The following is a 19,970-nucleotide window of genomic DNA, read 5'->3' on the forward strand; positions in this document are numbered from 1 at the left end:
CATCGGTGAAGGTTCATTGCAATTGTCTGGTACAACTTTTGCTTTTCCTTGGTGCGCAGGCTCCGGGGCCTGCGCTGAATCTGGGCGGTTGGGCCGCAAACCGGTGAAAACCTTACCCTATATAACTGAAACTCGCGGAAAAACCCTGTCGGGAATGCCCGGTTGTGCTGATCGCTGCGCTAAAGCGGTTCACGCCCTCAGAAGAGGGGCGGAGCCGGTGGTACCAATTTAGTGCGCGAAACGCCGGCTTGAACCGCTTTGGTGCTTTTTGCCTTTATCGCAGGCCTGCCAACCTCCATGGAAAATCTGCAAAGCGCAGTGGACACCCTCGTCCACAGTTCTAACACCCTATTTATTCTGATTGGTGCGGTCATGGTCCTCGCCATGCACGCCGGTTTCGCCTTCCTCGAAGTCGGCACCGTGCGCCAGAAGAACCAAGTCAACGCTCTGTCGAAAATCCTCAGTGACTTCGCGATCTCCACCCTGGCCTATTTCTTTATAGGCTATTGGATCTCTTATGGCGTGAGCTTCATGCAACCGGCAGCGGTGATCAGTGCCGATCACGGTTATGGCCTGGTGAAGTTCTTCTTCCTGTTGACCTTTGCCGCGGCGATTCCGGCGATCATTTCCGGGGGCATTGCCGAACGTGCACGATTTGTTCCGCAACTGTGCGCTACCGCGCTGATTGTGGCGTTTATCTACCCGTTTTTCGAAGGCTTGGTGTGGAACGGCAATTTCGGCGTGCAGGCCTGGTTGCTGGCGACCTTCGGTGCCAGCTTCCATGATTTTGCCGGTTCCGTGGTGGTACATGCCATGGGTGGCTGGCTCGCGTTGGCGGCGGTGCTGTTGCTCGGGCCGCGTAACGGGCGTTATCGCGAAGGTCGCCTGGTGGCCTTTGCACCGTCGAGCATTCCGTTCCTGGCGCTGGGTTCGTGGATTCTGATTGTCGGCTGGTTCGGCTTTAACGTGATGAGCGCGCAGACCCTGAATGGCGTCAGCGGCCTGGTGGCGGTCAATTCGTTGATGGCCATGGTCGGCGGTACAGTCGCGGCGCTGGTGATTGGCCGCAATGACCCGGGTTTCCTGCACAACGGCCCGCTGGCCGGGCTGGTGGCGATCTGTGCCGGCTCCGACCTGATGCATCCGGTGGGTGCATTGGTCACGGGCGTTGTCGCCGGCGGTCTGTTTGTGTGGTGCTTCATTGCTGCTCAGGATCGTTGGAAGATCGACGACGTGCTGGGTGTCTGGCCGCTGCATGGCCTGTGTGGCGTGTGGGGCGGGGTTGCCTGTGGCATCTTCGGCCAGACTGCCCTTGGTGGGTTGGGCGGGGTCAGCCTGATCAGCCAATTGATCGGCACCGCGTTGGGTGTGGCGGTGGCGTTTACCGGCGGCCTGCTGGTGTACGGCGTGATCAAGCGCGTACACGGGCTGCGCCTGAGCCAGGAAGAGGAGTACTACGGCGCGGACCTGTCGATCCACAAGATCGGTGCGATCAGTCAGGATTGATCGGCGCCTCTTCGTCAGGGGTCGCCCGCGGGTAAAAACCGTGTAGCAGACGGTAGCGGTTATGCCGCACGTCATCGACCCGCGCTTGCACCTGCTGGTCTGGTATGCCCAGCAGGATCAGGGCGTGGGAGGCGAGCATCAGGCTCGACTCCAGAAGTTCGGGCACCACTTCGCTGGCGCCCGCGGCTTTCAGCTCGGCCAATTGGCTGTCGTCGCGTGTGCGCACCAGGATCGGTACGTCGGCGTTGATCCGGCGGGCCTCCTTCAGTACCACGAGAGCGACCTCGGTGTTATCCACGGCGATCACCACCAGGCGCGCACGGTCCAGGCCGACCGCACTGAGCAGGGCGCCACGACGGCAGTCGCCATAATGCACGCTGCTGTCTTCGGTAGCGGCTTCCTGCACCCGTTCCGGGTTGTCATCCAGTGCGATAAACGCCTGTTGTTCAAGGTGCAGAAAGCGCCCGATCGATTGCCCGACGCGGCCATAGCCGCAGATCACCGCATGGTCACGTAACTCGGCGTTGAGCGCGGTGATGGCTTCGAGTTGCACCTGTTGGTTGGGCTTGCGGTGCAGGCGCAGGGCAATGCTCGGTGCCGCCCGCAGCAACAGCGGGGTCAGCAGCATCGAGCAGAAGGTGACGGCCAGCAGCAACCCGTTGAACTCATCCGGTATCAGTCGGCTCTGCTGCATCTGCGCCATCAGCGCAAAACAGAACTCGCCGCCCTGAGCCAGGGCCAGGCCGCTGCGCCAGGCGGTTTCTCGGTCGCTGCCGCGCAGTTTGACCAGTGCCGCGACCACGCAGCCCTTGGTCAGCATCAGCGCCAGGGTCAGGCCGAGGATCAGCAGGCCGTGGCTGATGAACAATTGCAGGTCGATGAGCATGCCGATGCTGACGAAAAACAGCCCCAGCAGAATGTCGCGAAACGGTCGGATATCCGCCTCGATCTGATGCCGGTAATGGCTTTCCCCCAGCAGCATGCCGGCCAGGAACGCACCTAGCGCAGGGGAGAGGCCCAGCAGGTGAGTGAGCCAGGCGGTCAGCAACACGATCACCAGCGCCAGCAGCACAAACAGCTCGGCCGAATGGGAGGCGGCGACTTCACGGAACAAACGCGGCAATAACCAGCGGGCGGCGAGCAGCAGGCCGACGAACAACAACAGCGTCTTGCCCAGCGTCAACGGCAGAGCCCAATACCAGGCCTGCTCGCTGCTGCCGGCGAACACCGGGACCAGGGTCAGCAGCAACACCGCTACCACATCCTGGAACAGCAGCACCCCAATCGCGTTCTGGCCATGGCTGCTGAAGATTTCCCCGAGGCTGCCCAGCTCTTTGCTGACGATGGCCGTGGACGACAACGCCAGCCCCGCACCGAGCAGCAGGGCGATGTTCGGCGACACGCCAAAGGCCATCAACAGGCCCCCCAGCAGCACCCCGCACCCCAGCACCTGCAGGCTGCCCAGGCCAAATACCACGCGGCGCAGGGCGAACATTTTGCTCAGCGAGAACTCCAGGCCCAGGGAAAACAGCAGGAACACCACGCCCAGTTCGGCGAGGTCGGGCAGGTGTTCGCTGTCATTCACCCAGTCGAGGGCGGTCGGCCCCACGGCCAGGCCCACGCACAGGTAGCCCAGCACGGGCGGCAATTGCAGCCGGCGAAACAGCGCAATCACCACCAGGGATGAGGCGAGAATGATCAGCAGGTTGGCGAACACAAGCATCTCCATTGTAGGGCGCGCGGACAAAAAGCCGCGAGAGTCGCTGAATCAGTTATAGGCCGTGGTGACCTGGGTCAGGGTTTATCGGCTCGCCAGCGCTATTGAGTCGGCCTAAAATGGGCGCCTATCCCTGATCAGGTTCTATCGTCATGCCTCCTGAATGCCAGTTGTTCACTACTCTGGGCTGCCATCTGTGTGAGCTCGCCGAAGAAGAAATCATGCCGTTGGTCGAACACGGGTTGATGGTGGAACTGGTGGACATCGCCGATTCCGAAGCCCTGTTCGAAGCCTACGGCCTAACGATTCCGGTGCTGCGCCGGGTAGACACGGGGGCTGAACTGGCTTGGCCGTTCGACACCAAGCAGGTCGTGTCCTTCCTACTCTAGCGCTTGGGCGATGGCAGCTTTCTCAATATTGGGTTACTGTATGTTTGTACAGCGATTGAATAGAGGGAACGCCCGTGGTGAATGTTGAACAACTGAAAAGCAGCGTTAATCGCATGTCCGCCGATATCGTGCGCGACGCGGTGAACGAGCTGCGCCTCGATGGCCTGGTCACGGAAGGCAAGACGCCGTTTAACAAAGTGCATTTCAATACCTGCTTTGCCGAGATCGAAGCGTTGTTCCAGCGCGCCGGTTATCACAGGCAGTTGGATGTGGTGGGTTACCAGGGCTTGCTGTACGCGCTGTATGATCCGGGCCGTTGGGAAGCGGTGGACGTATTGCGCTGGCTCAAGGAATTTACCGAGGCCGCCAGTGCTTCGCCGATCCTGCGGGCACAGTTAGCCAAGGCCTGAGATCCGCCCTAGGCTCAATCCCGCTTCATGCGGGATAATGCCGGCCTGTTTCCCAGGCTTCGAGCATCTGCATGTCCACTTCCGGTTTTTCTGCGTCCCAGCATCAAGCCAGCACCTTGTATTTGCCGCCTGGCCCTTGGGCGACGGTGCTCGATTGCCTGTGCGAGCATTTCCCGGCGATCGGCCGCGCGCAGTGGCTGGACCGCATCGCCCGTGGCCGCGTGCTGGATCTCCAGGGCAGTCCGATCCGTCTGGACCTGGCCTACAAGGAAGGTCTGTGCATCTATTACTTCCGCGAAGTGCCGAACGAAAAAGCCATCCCGGTGCAGGAAACCATCCTGTACGCCGACGAACACCTGGTGGTGGCGGACAAACCGCACTTTCTGCCCGTCACCCCGGCCGGTGAGTACGTCGAGCAAACCCTGTTGCGCCGCCTGATTCGCCGCCTGGACAATCCGTCCCTGGTGCCCCTGCACCGCATCGACCGGCATACGGCGGGGCTGGTGCTGTTCTCGGCCAACCCGCGAAGCCGCTCGGCCTATCAGCAGTTATTTCCCACTCGTAAAATCGACAAATTCTACGAAGCTATCGCCCCGGCCTTGCCGAACCTGACCTTCCCCCTGGTCCATAAAAGCCGCCTGGTGGATGGCGAGCCATTCTTTCGCATGCAGGAAGGGCCAGGCACCAGCAACACCGAAACGGCCGTGGAAGTGCGCGAAACCCACGGCGATTTATGGCGCTATGGCCTGTTCCCCGTGACCGGCAAGAAGCACCAGTTGCGGGTACACATGACGGCCCTCGGGGCGAGTATCTGCAATGACCCGTTCTACCCCGACGTGATCAAGGATGCCGTGGACGACTACGCCAACCCCTTGAAGCTGCTCGCCCAGGGCGTGCGTTTTATCGATCCGGTAACGGGTGAAGAACGCAGTTTCCGCAGCCAAATCACCCTCGACTGGTAACCCCGGAAACGACAAGGCCCGCGCGAGGCGGGCCTTGTGTGCAAGCGTTGCGGCTTACAGGTCTTTAACGGTACGCACTTGATCTTTGTTGATGCGGGTACGCTTGCCGTCAAGCTGTTCGAATTCGTAGAAGCCCGAAGTCTTGTCATATTCTGGGGTGTCGACAGCCTGGATTTCGCGACCGTCATTCAGGGTGATCACTGTTGGCGAGGCGCAACCGGCAAGGGTAGCGAGGCCCAGTGCAAGCATGAGAGCGGCGATGGTCCGTTGAGTCATGGGTGTGTCTCCGAGAGAATTCTTTTTGAGTGCTGACTGTGTGACGCGTGGCGCGTCGACAAAGTTCCTTGTGCGAGGTTCATTCTGACATGCCAGGCCCTGTGTGTAACAGCGCAGGCGTGTTCAGGTTGGCCAGGCGCGGATCATCTGCCGGGCATTCCAGCCCGACGCCACCCAACTGCAGGAAAATCTTGCGCGGGCTGCGCTCACCGGCTTGCCAGGCCTGTTCTACCGCGCTTTGCAGGTAGGTGGGGATGATGCAGATCAACGGTTCCCAGAATTCTCCGTGGCGCACCATCACCGGCAGCCGCGGATTGCGCTGCGCCGTCTCGCGCAGATCGGCGAGCAGTCGGGCGTCAAGGTGCGGTACATCGCACGGTAAGATCAGCACGTGCCCATGGCGGGCGGCGCTCAATCCTGCGCGGATACCGGCCAGCGGTCCGGGGAAATCCGCGCTGTCGTCACTCACCAGCTGGTCGGCATAGGGCGCGTACCGCTCCAGGTTGCGGTTGCACGAGATGATCAGGTCGTCGGTCAGTGGGCGCACCAAGTGTTGCAAGTGCGCAATCAGCGGCTGGCCGTGCCATTCCAGCAAGCCCTTGTCTTGTCCGCCCATGCGTTGGCCGCGGCCACCGGCCAACAGCAGAATCGAACAGGGCAGGGGCGAAGAGTCGTCGGGCATGTGGGTTCCGCTGCGGCAGGTAAATAGGGGCCTGTGATATAACATCGGGCTGTTCCTTCGACAACCGGACCGTGCCATGAAAGCCAAGGCAGATGCGCCCTTCGTACCCCTGAATATCGCTGTACTGACCGTCAGCGACACCCGCACCCTGGACACCGATACCTCGGGCCAGGTTTTTGTCGACCGCCTGATCGCCGCCGGCCACCTCCTGGCCGAGCGCGTGCTGCTCAAGGACGACCTCTACAAGATCCGCGCCCAGGTGGCTCACTGGATCGCCGAAGACGTGGTGCAGGTCGTACTGATCACCGGCGGCACCGGCTTCACTGGCCGCGACAGCACGCCTGAAGCGGTGAGCTGTCTGCTCGACAAGCAGGTCGATGGTTTTGGCGAGCTGTTCCGTCAGATATCCGTGGCCGACATCGGCACCTCCACCGTGCAATCCCGCGCCCTGGCCGGCCTGGCCAATGGCACCCTGGTGTGCTGCCTGCCGGGTTCCACCAACGCCGTGCGCACCGGCTGGGACGGCATCCTCGCCGAGCAACTGGACAACCGTCACCGTCCCTGCAACTTCGTACCGCACCTGAAACAGGCCGAACCCTGTGAATCCCGTGGATAAGCCGGGCAAGACCGGCGCCTTGATGCCGGTGGAAGAAGCCCTGCAACGCTTGCTCGAGATAGCCGAAGCCGCACCGATCCGCGAGCAGCAGGTGTTGCCCCTGGCCGCGTGCGATGGCCGCGTATTGGCGCAGGATCTGATCGCCACCCTCGACCTGCCGCCCTGGCCCAACAGTGCCATGGACGGTTATGCCCTGCGCCTTTGCGACTGGGTCGGCGAGCCGTTGGTGGTGAGCCAGCGCATCTTCGCCGGTCAAGCACCCGCGCCATTGGCCGCTGGCACCTGCGCGCGCATCTTCACCGGAGCGCCCGTGCCGGAAGGCGCTGACTGCGTGGAAATGCAGGAAAACGCCGTGGTCCACGCCGATGAGCGGGTGAGCTTTACCGAGCCGTTGCATATCGATCAGAACATTCGCCCGCAAGGGCAGGAAACCACCGTCGGCGAATTGGTGTTGGCCGCGGGCACGCGCCTAGGCCCGATCGAACTCGGCCTGGCCGCGTCCCTCGGTCTCGACCATTTGGCTGTGGTACGCCGCGTGCGGGTCGCGGTGCTGTCCACCGGCGATGAGTTGATCGAGCCCGGTTTGCCCCTCGGTCCGGGGCAGATCTACAACAGCAACCGCCGCGTGCTGTGCAGTTGGCTGGAGCGCCTGGGGTGTGAAGTGATCGATGCCGGCATTCTTCCGGATGACCTGGAACAGACGCGCACGCGCTTGGCCGGCCTGGGCGCAGTTGACCTGATTCTGTCGACCGGCGGTGTGTCGGTAGGCGAGGCGGATTTTCTCGGCATTGCTCTACGTGAAGAGGGCGAGCTGGCCTTGTGGAAGCTGGCGATCAAGCCCGGCAAACCGCTGACCTTCGGCCATTTTCGTGGCGTGCCGGTGATCGGCCTGCCGGGCAATCCGGCGTCGACGTTGGTGACGTTTGCCCTGTTGGCGCGCCCCTATCTGCTGCGCCGCCAAGGTGTGGCTGAAGTCCAACCGCTGCGGTTTGAGGTGCCGGCAGGGTTCGTCTGGCCCAAGCCGGGCAACCGCCGCGAGTACCTGCGCGGGCGCATCGAGCAGGGCAAGGCGGTCATCTACCGCAACCAGAGCTCCGGCGTGCTGCGCAGCGCGGCGTGGGCGCAAGGGTTGGTGGAGGTGTTGGAGGGCACTACGCTGGAGATGGGGGATCGCGTCAATTTCATCCCGCTGAGCGAAGTCCTGAACTAAACATCGATTCAAGTGTGGGAGGGGGCTTGCCCCCGATGGCGGTGTATCAGCCACAGATGTGTTGACTGAAACACTGCCATCGGGGGCAAGCCCCCTCCCACATTTGGATTGGTGTCTGTCTGGGGCTACTCAGTAGTCGTCGCCACGCTCGGTGACATCGCGCTCGACCGGCCCCGCGTCCGGGTCGTACCCCACCGGAAACTTGCCCTTCAACGTCCAGGCAAACGCGATGATCTCGGCGATCGTGCGGTACAACTCTTCCGGGATACTGTCGCCCAACTCCATGCGCGCCAGCAGCTTCACCAGCTCGGCGTTTTCATAGATGGGCACTTCATTTTCCCGCGCCAGCTTGAGGATCGCTTCGGCCAGGGCATCGTCGCCCTTGGCGGTCAGGGTCGGCGCTTGTTGGCCGTCATACTTGAGGGCGATGGCCTGGCGCGGCGGGTTGGCGTTGTTCATGCGGTTTCGTCCACCCAGCGTTGCTCCAATCCGGTTTTCGGCCCGCGTGGCGGGGTGCCGAGGTGGCAGTCGAGGTCGCCGACATTGATGCCCGACGTCACCAGGCGCTCGCGCAAACTGCCCAAGTGACTTTCGATCAAGCTGGCGGTGAACGGTCGGGTCGCCCACAACTGGCTCGACAGTTTGCCCTGCGACAATTGCGCCTGGACCTGTAACGGGCCCAGCGGCTCCATGTCGAAGGCCAGTTCCACGCGCCAGAGCATCTGTTTCGGGTCTTTTTTGTCTTTGCGTTCGGGCTGGTCCTTGTCCGGCGCGGGGTCTTCGCGCTGGAACTTGACCTGCAGCGGCACGATGTCCTGCAGGGTACGCATGGGGATTTCCAACTGCCAGGTGGTTTGCAGGCGGCCATCGGCAGTGGTGCCGGTCTGTTCCAGGCTCGACAGTTGATGGCTCTGTAGTCGCGAGATGGCACCGGCGGCCAGGCGCAGCAGGTTTTCCAGGTCGCCTTCGCCCTCCAGGCGTTGCATCAGCCGCGCCGGCAATGGAAAACCGGCGGGTGCCTGGCGGGCGCTGACTTGCCCGAGGGTGTTCAGCGGGCTGCGCACGAAGTTGGGCAGCATCTGGGCCAGGGTGTTGGCGGCGAGTATGGCATTGAGGTTGGTGCTGGCGGGCAGGGCGGGCATCAGATCGGCGACCAGGCGCAGCAGGGCACCTTTCATATCCAGTGGTGGGATTTGCGGGTTTTGCCCGGCCAGTAACTTGGCTTCAAGAAACGCGCCGCTGTTCTGGATCACTTGAGCCAGCACCTTGGGATTGCTGACTTGTGCGAGGTCGGGCAACGCGGCGAGCAAACGGTCGGCGGCCGCGCGCAGCTCGACGGAAGTGCTGTCGCCCCGGGGCAGGGTTTGCAGCGCGGTGAACACCGCATCCAGCGAGCCCTGGCGACTTTGCTGGGTGGCGAGTTGCTGGGTCACGGCCAGTTGATCCTTGAGCCCGCTCAAAGGCACGAAGTTCAGGGTCTGCGCATCCTGCACCACGGCGCTGAGCAGGCTGCCGATACGCAGGGGTTGCGGGCTCTCCACGGTCAGGGTCGTACCGGCCAGGGCGTTGTTGAGCACCGTCACCAACGAGCGGTAGATCGTCGGTTGCGTGGTGCCTTGGGGCAGCATTTGGCTGGTCAGGACTTTGGCTTGCAGCAAGGTGCCCGCCGGCATTTGCGTGGTGTCGATGCGGGTGAGGGCGGCGACGTTGGCACTCAAGGCTTGCTGCAGGCTGAGGGTCAGGTTGCCGGCAGGCGTCTGGCTCACCGCCACATTGCTGCCCAGCGGCAAGGGTTGCGGGCTGCTGGCCTGGACCAGCGTCTGGCGGCCACCGTCGAGGGTCAATTTGAGTAGCAACTGAAAGGCTTCACCGCCTTGTTTAAGTGCGATGACTTCGGCGTTCGCGGTTTTTCCCGGGTCGATCAAGCCGATCTGCGGCTCCAGCAGTTTCAGCAACTCACCGCTTGCCGGCGCTGGCGCAGGGGCCGGCCCGGCTGTCGGGGCAGGAGGAAGCGTAGGAAGGTTGATCTCACCGGTCATCGTGCGCGTCGTCTCAGGGGAAATAGCCCTCTTTAGCGTAGGGCATCGCATGTATAATGCGGCCCGTCTGCCATGAGAGCGGTAAAAACCTCACAACTATTTGATCCAGCTCTCTAAAATCGGTCGCCAAAGTCGTTATTGTGCTCCTTTCTATAACGGCCGCCGCACCGCCGACTTGAACCGTAAAGGCCCGCGATCTTTTGACCAGCCCTCTTCTTGAAGCCGTAGCGCTTGCCTGTGAACGTGACCTGCGCCTGCTGTTCGAGCACCTCGACCTGCGCCTGGCGGGCGGCGACATGGTGCAGATCAGTGGTCCCAACGGCAGCGGCAAGACCAGCCTGCTGCGTTTGCTGGCCGGGTTGATGCAGCCTACGGCGGGCGAAGTGCGGCTCAACGGCAAACCGTTGAACGAACAACGCACCGAGCTGGCCCGCAATCTCACCTGGATCGGCCACGCCGCCGGGATCAAAGACGTGCTCAGCGCCGAAGAAAACCTCAGTTGGCTCAGCGCCCTGCATCATCCGGCCAGCCGCGAGGCGATCTGGCAGGCACTGGCCGCCGTCGGCCTCAAGGGCTTCGAAGACGTGCCCTGTCACACCCTGTCCGCCGGCCAGCAGCGCCGCGTGGCCCTGGCGCGCCTGTATCTGCCCGGTCCGCCGCTGTGGATTCTCGACGAACCCTTCACCGCCCTCGACAAACAAGGCGTCGCCCAGTTGGAAGAGCATCTGGCCCGGCATTGCGAGCAGGGTGGCCTTGTCGTGCTGACGACGCACCACAGCCTGACGCGCCTGCCCGCCGGTTACCGCGACCTGGACCTGGGGCGGTGGTCGGTATGAGTGTGTTCGCCCTGTTGGTGGCCCGCGAGGCGCGGCTGTTGTGCCGTCGTCCGGCCGAGCTGGCCAATCCGCTGGTGTTCTTCGCGATTGTCATCGCGTTGTTCCCGCTGGCGGTCGGCCCCGAGACTAAACTGTTGCAAACCTTGTCTCCGGGACTGGTGTGGGTGGCGGCCCTTTTGTCCGTGCTGCTCTCGCTGGACGGGCTGTTTCGCAGTGATTTCGAGGATGGCTCCCTGGAACAGTGGGTCCTTTCGTCGCACCCCCTGCCGCTTCTGGTATTGGCCAAGGTACTGGCACACTGGGCGTTTTCCGGCTTGGCGCTGGTGTTGCTCTCGCCGTTGCTGGCAATGATGCTAGGGTTGCCCAGCGAATGCCTGCCGGTATTGCTTATGTCCTTGTTGCTCGGCACGCCGGCGCTCAGCTTGTTGGGCGCGGTGGGCGCGGCGCTGACGGTGGGTTTGAAACGTGGCGGCCTGTTGCTGGCCCTGTTGATTCTGCCTTTGTATATCCCGGTGTTGATCCTCGGCAGCGGCGCTTTGCAAGCCGCGCTCATGGGCATGCCGGCGACCGGTTACCTCTTGTGGCTTGGCAGCCTGACCGCCCTGGCGGTAACCCTGACACCCTTTGCCATAGCGGCCGGCCTGAAGATCAGCGTCGGCGAATAATGAAGTCGGGTTACGCGTAACCCGTTCTTCAACATAAGAAAGGCCCTACGCTTCTTGCAACCACAAGACGCAACCGTGATGGAAACAGCAATGAACTGGACCTGGTTTCACAAGCTCGGCTCGCCCAAATGGTTTTACGGCATCAGCGGCAAGCTGCTGCCGTGGTTGAGCGTCGCCGCCGTATTGCTTATCGGCCTCGGCCTGGTCTGGGGCCTGGCCTTCGCACCGCCGGATTACCAGCAGGGCAACAGCTTTCGCATCATCTATATCCATGTGCCTGCCGCGATGCTCGCCCAGTCCTGCTACGTGATGCTGGCGGTGTGCGGCATCGTCGGCCTGGTGTGGAAGATGAAGCTCGCGGACGTCGCCCTGCAATGCGCTGCGCCCATCGGTGCGTGGATGACCGCCGTGGCGCTGGTCACCGGCGCGATCTGGGGCAAACCCACCTGGGGTTCGTGGTGGGTGTGGGATGCGCGACTAACGGCCATGCTGATCCTGCTGTTTCTGTACTTCGGTCTTATTGCCCTTGGCAATGCGATCAGCAATCGTGACAGCGCCGCCAAGGCCTGTGCGGTGCTGGCGATTGTCGGCGTGATCAACATCCCGATCATCAAATACTCGGTGGAGTGGTGGAACACCCTGCACCAGGGCGCCACCTTCACCCTGACCGAAAAGCCGGCCATGCCCGTGGAAATGTGGGCGCCGCTGTTGCTGATGGTACTGGGGTTCTACTGCTTCTTCGGCGCTGTGCTGCTGATGCGCATGCGCCTTGAAGTGCTCAAGCGTGAAGCCCGCGCCAGTTGGGTCAAGGCCGAAGTGCAAACCAGCCTGGGAGCGCGTGGATGAGTTTTGCTTCTTTCAGTGATTTTCTCGCCATGGGCCACCATGGCCTGTATGTCTGGACGGCCTATGGCATCTGCCTGGCAGTACTGGCCCTCAACGTCGCCGTGCCGATCCTGGCCCGCAAGCGTTACCTGCAACAAGAGGCGCGTCGTCTGCGCCGGGAGACCGATAAGTGAATCCGCTGCGTAGAAAGCGTCTGTTGATCATCCTTGCCATTCTGGCCGGCGTAAGTATTGCCGTGGGCCTGGCGATGAGTGCCCTGCGGGAGAACATCAACCTGTTCTACACCCCGACCCAGATCGCCAATGGCGAAGCCCCGCAGGACACGCGCATCCGCGCCGGCGGCATGGTGGAGAAGGGCTCCTTGAAGCGTTCCGGCGACTCCCTGGACGTCACCTTCGTGGTCACCGACTTCAATAAGGCCGTGACCATTACATATCGCGGCATCCTCCCGGACCTGTTCCGTGAAGGCCAGGGCATCGTCGCCCTGGGCAAACTGAATGCCGATGGCGTGGTGGTGGCCGATGAAGTACTGGCCAAGCACGATGAGAAATACATGCCGCCGGAAGTTACCAAAGCGTTGAAAGACAGCGGCCAATCCGCCCCAACTCCAGCCAAGGAGGGCTAAGTGATGACGTCCGCATTGTATATTCCGGAGCTGGGCCACTTGGCGATGATCCTCGCCCTGTGCTTCGCCATCGTCCAGGCCGTGGTGCCGTTGCTCGGCGCGTGGCGTGGCGACCGTCTGTGGATGAGCCTGGCGCAGCCCGCCGCCTGGGGCCAGTTTGCCTTTCTGGTGTTCGCGTTCGGCTGCCTGACCTACGCCTTTATGACCGACGACTTTTCCGTCGCCTATGTGGCCAGCAACTCCAACAGCGCCTTGCCCTGGTATTACAAATTCAGCGCCGTGTGGGGCGCCCACGAAGGTTCGCTGCTGTTGTGGGCCCTGATCCTCGGCGGTTGGACCTTCGCCGTGTCGATCTTCTCCCGGCAACTGCCGCAAGTCATGCTGGCGAGGGTGCTGGCGGTGATGGGCATGATCAGCATCGGCTTCCTGCTGTTCCTGATCATGACTTCCAACCCGTTCAGCCGCATCCTGCCGCAGGTCCCGGTGGACGGGCGTGATCTCAACCCGCTGCTGCAGGACATCGGCCTGATCGTCCACCCGCCGATGCTCTACATGGGCTATGTCGGCTTCTCCGTGGCCTTCGCCTTCGCCATCGCCGCCTTGCTCGGCGGGCGTCTCGATGCGGCCTGGGCGCGCTGGTCGCGGCCATGGACCATCGTCGCCTGGGCCTTTCTCGGCATCGGTATCACCCTGGGTTCGTGGTGGGCTTATTACGAACTTGGCTGGGGCGGCTGGTGGTTCTGGGACCCGGTGGAAAACGCGTCCTTCATGCCTTGGCTGGTGGGCACCGCGCTGATTCACTCGCTGGCCGTCACCGAAAAACGCGGCGTGTTCAAGAGCTGGACCGTGTTGCTGGCCATTGCGGCGTTTTCCCTCAGCCTGCTCGGCACTTTCCTCGTGCGTTCGGGCGTTCTGACTTCGGTGCATGCGTTTGCGTCCGACCCTGCGCGCGGCGTGTTCATCCTGATCTTCCTGCTGTGTGTGGTCGGCGGTTCCCTGACCCTGTTCGCCCTGCGCGCGCCGGTGGTCAAGAGCCAGGTCGGCTTCAACCTGTGGTCGCGGGAAACCCTGCTGCTGGGCAATAACCTGGTGTTGGTGGTGGCTGCGTCGATGATCCTGCTCGGCACCCTGTACCCGCTGGTGCTGGATGCGCTGACCGGCGCCAAGCTGTCGGTCGGCCCGCCGTATTTCAACGCCTTGTTCATTCCGTTGATGGGCTTGTTGATGGTGGTCATGGCCATCGGCGTGCTGGTGCGCTGGAAAGACACCCCGGTGAAATGGCTGGTGGGCATGCTGACCCCGGTGCTGCTGGGCAGCGCCGCCTTGGCTGTGATCGCCGGTATTGCCTATGGCGATTTCAACTGGGCGGTCCTCGCCACGTTCATGCTCGCCGCCTGGGTGTTGCTGGCCGGTATGCGCGACATTGTCGACAAGACCCGCCACAAAGGCCTGATCAAGGGCCTGCCCACCCTGACCCGCAGCTACTGGGGCATGCAGGTCGCGCATATTGGCATCGCCGTGTGTGCCCTCGGCGTGGTGCTCTCCAGCCAAAACAGCGCCGAGCGTGACCTGCGCATGGCCCCCGGCGAGTCCATGGACCTGGCCGGTTACCACTTCATCTTCGAAGGCGCCAAGCACTTCGAAGGGCCGAACTTCACGTCCGACAAAGGCACCGTGCGCGTGGTACGCAACGGTAAGGAAATCGCCGTGCTGCACCCGGAAAAACGCCTGTATACCGTGCAGAGTTCGATGATGACCGAAGCCGGGATCGACGCTGGTTTCACCCGTGACCTTTACGTCGCCCTGGGTGAACCGCTGGGTGAGGGCGCCTGGGCGGTGCGCGTGCATGTCAAACCGTTCGTGCGCTGGATCTGGTTCGGCGGTTTGATCACCGCTTTTGGTGGTGTGCTCGCGGCGCTGGACCGGCGCTATCGGGTCAAGGTCAAGAGCCGGGTGCGCGAAGCTCTCGGTCTGCAAGGAGCGGCGGTATGAAGCGTTGGTTGATGGTCGTGCCGCTGGGGTTGTTTCTGCTGATGGCGGTGTTCCTGTATCGCGGGTTGTACCTGGACCCGGCCGAGTTGCCCTCGGCCATGATCGGCAAGCCGTTCCCCGCCTTCAATCTGCCGACGGTGCAGGGCGACAAAACCCTGACCCAGGCTGACCTGCTGGGCAAACCGGCGCTGGTCAACGTGTGGGGCACCTGGTGCATCTCCTGCCGAGTCGAGCACCCGGTGCTGAACAAACTGGCGGAGAAGGGCGTGGTGATCTACGGCATCAACTACAAGGACGACAATGCGGCGGCCTTGAAATGGCTGGCGGAATTCCACAACCCGTACCAACTGGATATCCGCGATGAAGACGGCAACCTCGGTTTGAACCTTGGCGTCTACGGCGCCCCGGAAACCTTCTTTATCGACGCCAAGGGCGTGATCCGCGACAAGTACGTCGGCGTCATCGATGAAACGGTCTGGCGCGAACAACTGGCCGCCAAGTACCAGGCTCTGGTCGACGAGGCCAAGCCATGAAGCGCTGGTTAGCTGCTGCCGTATTGGCCCTGGGCCTGGCGGGCGTGGCCCACGCCGCCATCGACACCTACGAATTCGCCAACGACGCCGAGCGCGAGCGTTTCCGCGACCTGACCAAGGAACTGCGCTGCCCCAAGTGCCAGAACCAGGACATCGCCGACTCCAACGCCCCCATCGCCGCCGACCTGCGTAAAGAGATCTTCCGCATGTTGGGGGAGGGCAAGGACAACCAGCAGATCATCGACTTCATGGTCGACCGCTATGGCGATTTCGTTCGCTACAAACCGGCGCTCACCGGCAAGACCGCGCTGCTCTGGTTCGGCCCCGCCGGGCTGCTGCTGGCCGGCGTTGTGGTGATGGTGGTGATCGTCCGCCGTCGCCGCGCCGCCCCTACCGATGGTTCCGACGCGCTATCCCCCGAAGAGCGCCAACGCCTCGACCAATTGCTGGACACCAAGACTGATGATTGATTTCTGGCTCGCAGCCGGCTTGCTGCTTCTGATTGCCCTGAGTTTCCTGTTGATCCCTGTATTGCGTGGCCGTCGTGCCCAGCGTGAAGAGGATCGCACCGCGCTGAACGTGGCGCTCTATCAAGAACGCGTGGCCGAACTGCAAACCCAGCAGGACGAAGGCGTACTCAACGCCGCGCAACTCGACACCGGCCGTGCCGAAGCCGCGCGCGAATTGCTGGCCGACACCGAAGGCGCAGAAAAGCCTCGCGAATCGCGTTTGGGCAAGCCGCTGCCGTTGCTCGCTGCGGTTTTAGTGCCGGTGCTGGGCCTTGGCTTGTACATGCACTTCGGCGCCAGCGACAAGGTCGAACTGACCCGCGAATTCTCCCAGCCGCCGGTGTCCATGGAAGACATGACCCACCGCCTGGAACGCGCCGCGGCGGCTCAACCGGATTCCGCGGAAGGCTTGTACTTCCTCGGCCGTGCGTACATGGCCCAGGACCGTTCCGCCGATGCCGCCAAGGTCTTCGAACGCACCGTGGCCCTGGCCGGGCGCCAGCCGGAGCTGTTGGGGCAGTGGGCTCAGGCCCAGTACTTTGCCGACAACAAGCAATGGTCGCCCAAGGTTCAGGCCCTGACCGACGAAGCCCTCAAGCTCGACCCGAGAGAAGTCACCAGCCTCGGCCTGCTCGGCATCGTGGCCTTTGAAGGCCAGCGCTACCAAGAGGCGATCGATTACTGGAGTCGCCTGCTGGCGCAATTGCCACCGCAAGACAATTCCCGCGTCGCCCTGCAAGGCGGGATTGATCGCGCGGCAGAAAGGCTGAAAGCGAACGGTGGCACCGTCGCCCAAAAGGCCGTGATGAAAGTGCGTGTGGACCTGTCCGCCGACATCAAGGCCAAGGCCCTGCCCGGCGATAGCGTGTTCATCTTCGCCCGCGCCGTCTCCGGCCCGCCGGCGCCGCTCGCGGCCAAGCGCGTGACCGTCGCCGACCTGCCCGTCACCGTCGAACTGGGCGATGCCGACGCAATGATGCCGCAGTTGAAACTGTCCAACTTCCCCGAAGTCCAACTGGTTGCGCGCATATCCCGGGCCGGTAAACCGACCAGTGGCGAGTGGATCGGCCGCAGCCAACCCTTGGCCAGCACCACCACTGCGCTGCAGCAGCTGACCATCGACAGTCCGGACAAGTAATTCGAGGAAACGCCTATGACCGCCCTTGCACGCATCACCCTGCTCAGCCTGGTATTGGGCTTGAGCGCTTGTGCGGTCCACCGCCCACCTCCCGCGCCCACCGGCCCGACCATCCCACCGTCGGGCCCGTCGACCCAACCCGGCACCAGACCTTCCAGCCCGGTCACCGCCCCAGCGAAAGCGCCACCGAGCAAGTCGCCAACCTTCGCCCCACCACCGGGCGCGGCCAGCCACTGGGACGGCAAGATGCAGGTGTACGTGCTGGAAGACCAGCCCGACACCTTCTACCGCCAGCGCACTTACTACCGCTGGAGCAACGGCTGGAGCCGCTCCATCAGCCCGGACGGGCCGTGGGAAGAGACCGACGTGCAGGGCGTGCCGCCGGGGTTGAGCAAGCACTACGCGCAGTGACAAAAGGCGACCTTTGGGTCGCCTTTTTTTCGTAGGCTTCGTAGGGTGGTCGTTCAAACACTGGAGAGCCAATGCCGGGGCCGGACTTGCCCGAGATAGATGCCTGTCAGATAAAAATGATTTCCGAAGTCAGCGCTAGGCGTGCGTGGCATTAGGTGTCTTCAACGTGCATTTAGCGACGAGGATTGCCAGCACTGCCAAACTGAAGGTTGCCCAGGCCATCATCCACGGTCACCAGCAAGACCGGTAGCATCAGTATCGCTAGAGCCAACCACCGCCCGGAGAGTGGTTGCTGGTTTAAACGTCAGCCGTTAATGACATCAGCGACACCTTATCAAGAAAGGTTCTGAGTTAGATGCAGGGATTTTTGAGTTCCATGCTATTCGCCATAATGCTTTCCATAGGTTTTGGACCGATAGCCTTGATCATCCTGAGGCAATCCATCGCCGGTGGCTTTCGCAGCGCGTTACCTGGGGCTCTAGGTGCGGCAGTTGCAGATGCGGTTTTTGCGGCTGTCGCATTTTCTGGTTTGCAGACAATTAAGGCATTTTGGTTAGCCAACAACCGTCTATTGACCTGGGTGGCAATTGCTTACCTGTTTTATCTGGGGGCCATCACATTTGCAAAACATGCAGTTGTGGCACAACTAAGACCTACCGCAGGATTTATCCCAGTCTTTTTACTGACACTAACGAACCCACTCACGATCGTAGCGATCTCCTCCTATGTGATTGCCAGCGGCACGGTGCTTGAGGGGCAGGGACTGTACCTGAGCCTTGCAGGTTTTCTGGTGGGCTCATTTTCAGGTCAGATGTTATATGCGCTGGGCGGCAACGTTATCAGGACTGCGCTGGTCGATCATCCTGATCTCGGTTTGATCAATCGCATCAGCGGTGGGCTATTGATTGGCTTTGCGGCCTGGCAATGTGCGCGCATTTTGTCTGGAGGCTGATCCTCTGCCATCCGCGAAACCCTGCGCAGTTGCCTGCAACCGAACATGAAATTGCTGACAGGCACGCCTGACCGGGTGCGTGGCGCATCGCAATCCGATACTGTGGCCGCCGCCGGGCTGGTCCAGGTCAGGCGCCGTGATGCGTAGCCGGCCAGGTAACAAATCTGCAGATAAGCGAAGAGGGTGTATTGATGGCGGGCAGGTTGATCTATCTCATCGGGCCATCGGGTTCGGGCAAGGACAGCCTGTTGGACGCTGCACGATCACGTTTGGCCGAGCGTGGCTGCCGTATTGTGCGTCGGGTGATTACCCGCTCGGCGGAAGCGCTGGGCGAGGCGGCGCAGGGGGTGAGCGCCGAGCAGTTTGTCGCGATGCAAGCCGAAGGTGGGTTTGCGCTGAGTTGGCAGGCCAATGGGTTGTCCTATGGCATTCCCAAGGAGATCGATGCGTGGCTGGCGGCGGGGGCGGATGTGCTGGTCAACGGCTCTCGTGCCCACCTGGCGCAGGCCCGCGAGCGTTACCCGACGTTGCTGGTGGTGTTGCTGAGTGTTGATCAGGCGGCACTGCGCCAGCGCTTGCTGGCGCGGGGGCGTGAGTCGGTGGCGGATATCGACGCGCGCCTGGCGCGCAATGCGCGGTTTACGGCGCAGTTGCTGGCCGGCATGGAGGCGGGGTTGCTCGTGCTGGATAACTCCGGCCCGCTGGAGCATACGGTCGAGTGTTTGCTGCGTTGCCTGGACCCGTCAGCGGTTTAACAACCGTTCCACATACTCCACAAACGCCCGCGCCTTGGCGCTCGCCATCCGGCCTGTCGGAAACACGGCCCATAAGTCCCGCGCCGGCAAATGCCAGTCGGTCAGCACCGGCTTCACCGCGCCACTGGCCAGTTCCGGCGCGAACATCCAAGCCGACGCCAGGGTCAGGCCCAGGTGGTTCAGCACGGCTGCGCGTACCCCTTCCGCCGCCGTGACGTGCAAGCGACCATGGGCGACGATCGGGTATTCGCGGGCGTCTCGGGTAAACGTCCAGCGCGCACCTTCGCCCTGGGTATAGATGACCGCCGGGTGTTGCAGCAGATCGGCGGGCGTAGCGGGTTCGCCGAAGCGTTCGAAGTAGGCCGGGGTGCCCAGGATATGGCAGGGCGAAGCCCCGATCTTGCGTGCAGTCAGCCCCGAATCGCTCAGGTTGCCCATGCGCAGGGCGACGTCGATGCCTTCTTCCACCAGGTTTAGGCTGCGATCGTCGAGCACCACTTCGATGTTCATCCCAGGGTACTGCTCCAGAAACGGCCCCAGGTGCGGCAGGATATGCAGGCTGGCAAAGGTCACGGCGGCGCTGATGCGCAAGTTGCCCGACAGCCCGGCGCCCGCGCTGCGGGCAGCGTCGTCGGCCTCGTTGGCCTCATCGATGGCGCGCTTGGCTTTTTCGAAATACGCCAGGCCCGCTTCGGTCGGCGTCAGGCCTCGGGTTGAACGCAACACCAACCGCACTGCCAGGCGCGCTTCCAATTGCGCGACGCTCTTCGACACGGCGGGCTGGCCGATGCCCAGGCGTTTGGCGGCGGCGGAGAACGAGCCGGTTTCGACAACGTGGACGAAGGTTTCCATGGCGGTCAGGCGGTCCATCGGGTGTCCCTTGCTTGTGATTGAGCGCATC

General features: G+C 62.5%; 24 protein-coding genes. 18 read left to right on the plus strand and 6 right to left on the minus strand.

Annotated elements, in window-relative coordinates; translation table 11 throughout:
• Positions 1-297: 297 nt before the first annotated feature.
• The gene (locus tag J2Y83_RS08140; RefSeq protein WP_253394345.1) at positions 298-1,506 is read left to right on the plus strand and encodes an ammonium transporter; all 1,209 of its coding nucleotides are present in this window, start codon (positions 298-300) and stop codon (positions 1,504-1,506) included.
• Here J2Y83_RS08140 and J2Y83_RS08145 read toward each other — a convergent pair.
• A complete protein-coding gene (locus J2Y83_RS08145; protein WP_253400360.1) occupies positions 1,493-3,229 on the minus strand; it encodes a cation:proton antiporter in 1,737 nt (578 codons plus the stop codon). The genes J2Y83_RS08140 and J2Y83_RS08145 overlap by 14 nt on opposite strands.
• Positions 3,230-3,375: 146 nt before the next feature.
• Between J2Y83_RS08145 and J2Y83_RS08150 the strand changes: the two genes are divergently transcribed.
• The 3 genes from J2Y83_RS08150 (at position 3,376) to J2Y83_RS08160 (ending at position 4,984) form a co-directional block, all read left to right on the plus strand.
• Positions 3,376-3,612, plus strand: coding sequence for a glutaredoxin family protein (locus J2Y83_RS08150; RefSeq protein ID WP_253394346.1), 237 nt, complete (start codon positions 3,376-3,378; stop codon positions 3,610-3,612).
• A gap of 74 nt (positions 3,613-3,686) precedes the next feature.
• A complete protein-coding gene (locus tag J2Y83_RS08155) occupies positions 3,687-4,022 on the plus strand; it encodes a transcriptional regulator (protein ID WP_253394347.1) in 336 nt (111 codons plus the stop codon).
• Positions 4,023-4,093: 71 nt separating this feature from the next.
• Positions 4,094-4,984 carry a pseudouridine synthase gene (locus tag J2Y83_RS08160; protein ID WP_253394348.1) on the plus strand — a complete coding sequence of 297 codons (891 nt, stop codon included), beginning with the start codon at positions 4,094-4,096 and terminating at the stop codon, positions 4,982-4,984.
• A gap of 54 nt (positions 4,985-5,038) precedes the next feature.
• Here the strand turns inward: J2Y83_RS08160 and J2Y83_RS08165 are convergent, their stop codons facing one another.
• Positions 5,039-5,260 carry a YgdI/YgdR family lipoprotein gene (locus J2Y83_RS08165; RefSeq protein WP_253394349.1) on the minus strand — a complete coding sequence of 74 codons (222 nt, stop codon included), beginning with the start codon at positions 5,258-5,260 and terminating at the stop codon, positions 5,039-5,041.
• Between the two features lie 79 nt (positions 5,261-5,339).
• The gene (gene mobA / locus J2Y83_RS08170; RefSeq protein ID WP_253394350.1) at positions 5,340-5,942 is read right to left on the minus strand and encodes a molybdenum cofactor guanylyltransferase MobA; all 603 of its coding nucleotides are present in this window, start codon (positions 5,940-5,942) and stop codon (positions 5,340-5,342) included.
• Positions 5,943-6,018: 76 nt separating this feature from the next.
• Here mobA and moaB point away from each other — a divergent pair, with 76 nt between their 5' ends.
• Both moaB and J2Y83_RS08180 read left to right on the plus strand, forming a co-directional pair.
• Entirely contained in the window at positions 6,019-6,558 is a 540-nt protein-coding gene (moaB, locus tag J2Y83_RS08175; RefSeq protein ID WP_017849430.1) for a molybdenum cofactor biosynthesis protein B, read from the plus strand.
• A complete protein-coding gene (locus J2Y83_RS08180) occupies positions 6,542-7,768 on the plus strand; it encodes a molybdopterin molybdotransferase MoeA (RefSeq protein ID WP_253394351.1) in 1,227 nt (408 codons plus the stop codon). Before moaB ends, J2Y83_RS08180 begins: the two co-directional genes overlap by 17 nt.
• A 129-nt stretch (positions 7,769-7,897) precedes the next feature.
• Here J2Y83_RS08180 and J2Y83_RS08185 read toward each other — a convergent pair whose 3' ends face one another.
• Both J2Y83_RS08185 and J2Y83_RS08190 read right to left on the minus strand, forming a co-directional pair.
• Positions 7,898-8,227 carry an EscU/YscU/HrcU family type III secretion system export apparatus switch protein gene (locus J2Y83_RS08185; protein WP_065939955.1) on the minus strand — a complete coding sequence of 110 codons (330 nt, stop codon included), beginning with the start codon at positions 8,225-8,227 and terminating at the stop codon, positions 7,898-7,900.
• Entirely contained in the window at positions 8,224-9,807 is a 1,584-nt protein-coding gene (locus J2Y83_RS08190) for a flagellar hook-length control protein FliK (protein ID WP_253394353.1), read from the minus strand. Before J2Y83_RS08190 ends, J2Y83_RS08185 begins: the two co-directional genes overlap by 4 nt.
• 200 nt (positions 9,808-10,007) lie before the next feature.
• Here J2Y83_RS08190 and ccmA point away from each other — a divergent pair, with 200 nt between their 5' ends.
• The 12 genes from ccmA (at position 10,008) to phnN (ending at position 19,069) form a co-directional block, all read left to right on the plus strand.
• Positions 10,008-10,643 (plus strand): cytochrome c biogenesis heme-transporting ATPase CcmA, encoded by a 636-nt coding sequence (gene ccmA, locus J2Y83_RS08195; protein ID WP_253394355.1) that lies wholly within the window; start codon positions 10,008-10,010, stop codon positions 10,641-10,643.
• Positions 10,640-11,308 carry a heme exporter protein CcmB gene (gene ccmB, locus J2Y83_RS08200; protein WP_017849435.1) on the plus strand — a complete coding sequence of 223 codons (669 nt, stop codon included), beginning with the start codon at positions 10,640-10,642 and terminating at the stop codon, positions 11,306-11,308. Before ccmA ends, ccmB begins: the two co-directional genes overlap by 4 nt.
• A gap of 90 nt (positions 11,309-11,398) precedes the next feature.
• Positions 11,399-12,154, plus strand: coding sequence for a heme ABC transporter permease (locus J2Y83_RS08205; RefSeq protein ID WP_253394358.1), 756 nt, complete (start codon positions 11,399-11,401; stop codon positions 12,152-12,154).
• Positions 12,151-12,327, plus strand: a complete 177-nt coding sequence (gene ccmD / locus J2Y83_RS08210) for a heme exporter protein CcmD (protein WP_253394359.1) — start codon at positions 12,151-12,153, stop codon at positions 12,325-12,327. Before J2Y83_RS08205 ends, ccmD begins: the two co-directional genes overlap by 4 nt.
• The gene (gene ccmE / locus J2Y83_RS08215; RefSeq protein ID WP_253394361.1) at positions 12,324-12,779 is read left to right on the plus strand and encodes a cytochrome c maturation protein CcmE; all 456 of its coding nucleotides are present in this window, start codon (positions 12,324-12,326) and stop codon (positions 12,777-12,779) included. The genes ccmD and ccmE overlap by 4 nt, the downstream gene beginning before the upstream one ends.
• 3 nt (positions 12,780-12,782) lie before the next feature.
• The gene (locus J2Y83_RS08220; RefSeq protein WP_247403086.1) at positions 12,783-14,771 is read left to right on the plus strand and encodes a heme lyase CcmF/NrfE family subunit; all 1,989 of its coding nucleotides are present in this window, start codon (positions 12,783-12,785) and stop codon (positions 14,769-14,771) included.
• On the plus strand, positions 14,768-15,304 hold the full coding sequence (locus tag J2Y83_RS08225; RefSeq protein WP_253394363.1) for a DsbE family thiol:disulfide interchange protein: 537 nt from the start codon (positions 14,768-14,770) through the stop codon (positions 15,302-15,304). The genes J2Y83_RS08220 and J2Y83_RS08225 overlap by 4 nt, the downstream gene beginning before the upstream one ends.
• Positions 15,301-15,774, plus strand: coding sequence for a cytochrome c-type biogenesis protein (locus tag J2Y83_RS08230; protein ID WP_253394365.1), 474 nt, complete (start codon positions 15,301-15,303; stop codon positions 15,772-15,774). Before J2Y83_RS08225 ends, J2Y83_RS08230 begins: the two co-directional genes overlap by 4 nt.
• Complete coding sequence (gene ccmI, locus J2Y83_RS08235; protein ID WP_253394367.1) at positions 15,767-16,951, plus strand: c-type cytochrome biogenesis protein CcmI; 1,185 nt, start codon at positions 15,767-15,769, stop codon at positions 16,949-16,951. The genes J2Y83_RS08230 and ccmI overlap by 8 nt, the downstream gene beginning before the upstream one ends.
• Before the next feature lie 15 nt (positions 16,952-16,966).
• Positions 16,967-17,362: a hypothetical protein gene (locus J2Y83_RS08240; protein ID WP_253394370.1), complete on the plus strand. Its 396-nt coding sequence runs from the start codon at positions 16,967-16,969 to the stop codon at positions 17,360-17,362.
• A 355-nt stretch (positions 17,363-17,717) separates the two neighbouring features.
• Positions 17,718-18,314, plus strand: a complete 597-nt coding sequence (locus tag J2Y83_RS08245; RefSeq protein WP_253394372.1) for a LysE family translocator — start codon at positions 17,718-17,720, stop codon at positions 18,312-18,314.
• 191 nt (positions 18,315-18,505) lie between these two features.
• Entirely contained in the window at positions 18,506-19,069 is a 564-nt protein-coding gene (gene phnN, locus J2Y83_RS08250; protein WP_253394374.1) for a phosphonate metabolism protein/1,5-bisphosphokinase (PRPP-forming) PhnN, read from the plus strand.
• On the opposite strand, the gene J2Y83_RS08255 is transcribed toward phnN, so the two are convergent.
• On the minus strand, positions 19,058-19,939 hold the full coding sequence (locus tag J2Y83_RS08255) for a LysR family transcriptional regulator (protein WP_253394376.1): 882 nt from the start codon (positions 19,937-19,939) through the stop codon (positions 19,058-19,060). The genes phnN and J2Y83_RS08255 overlap by 12 nt on opposite strands.
• Positions 19,940-19,970 lie beyond the last annotated feature (31 nt).

It is taken from the genome of Pseudomonas marginalis (assembly GCF_024169655.1).
GTDB classification, from domain to species: Bacteria; Pseudomonadota; Gammaproteobacteria; order Pseudomonadales; family Pseudomonadaceae; genus Aquipseudomonas; species Aquipseudomonas paraveronii.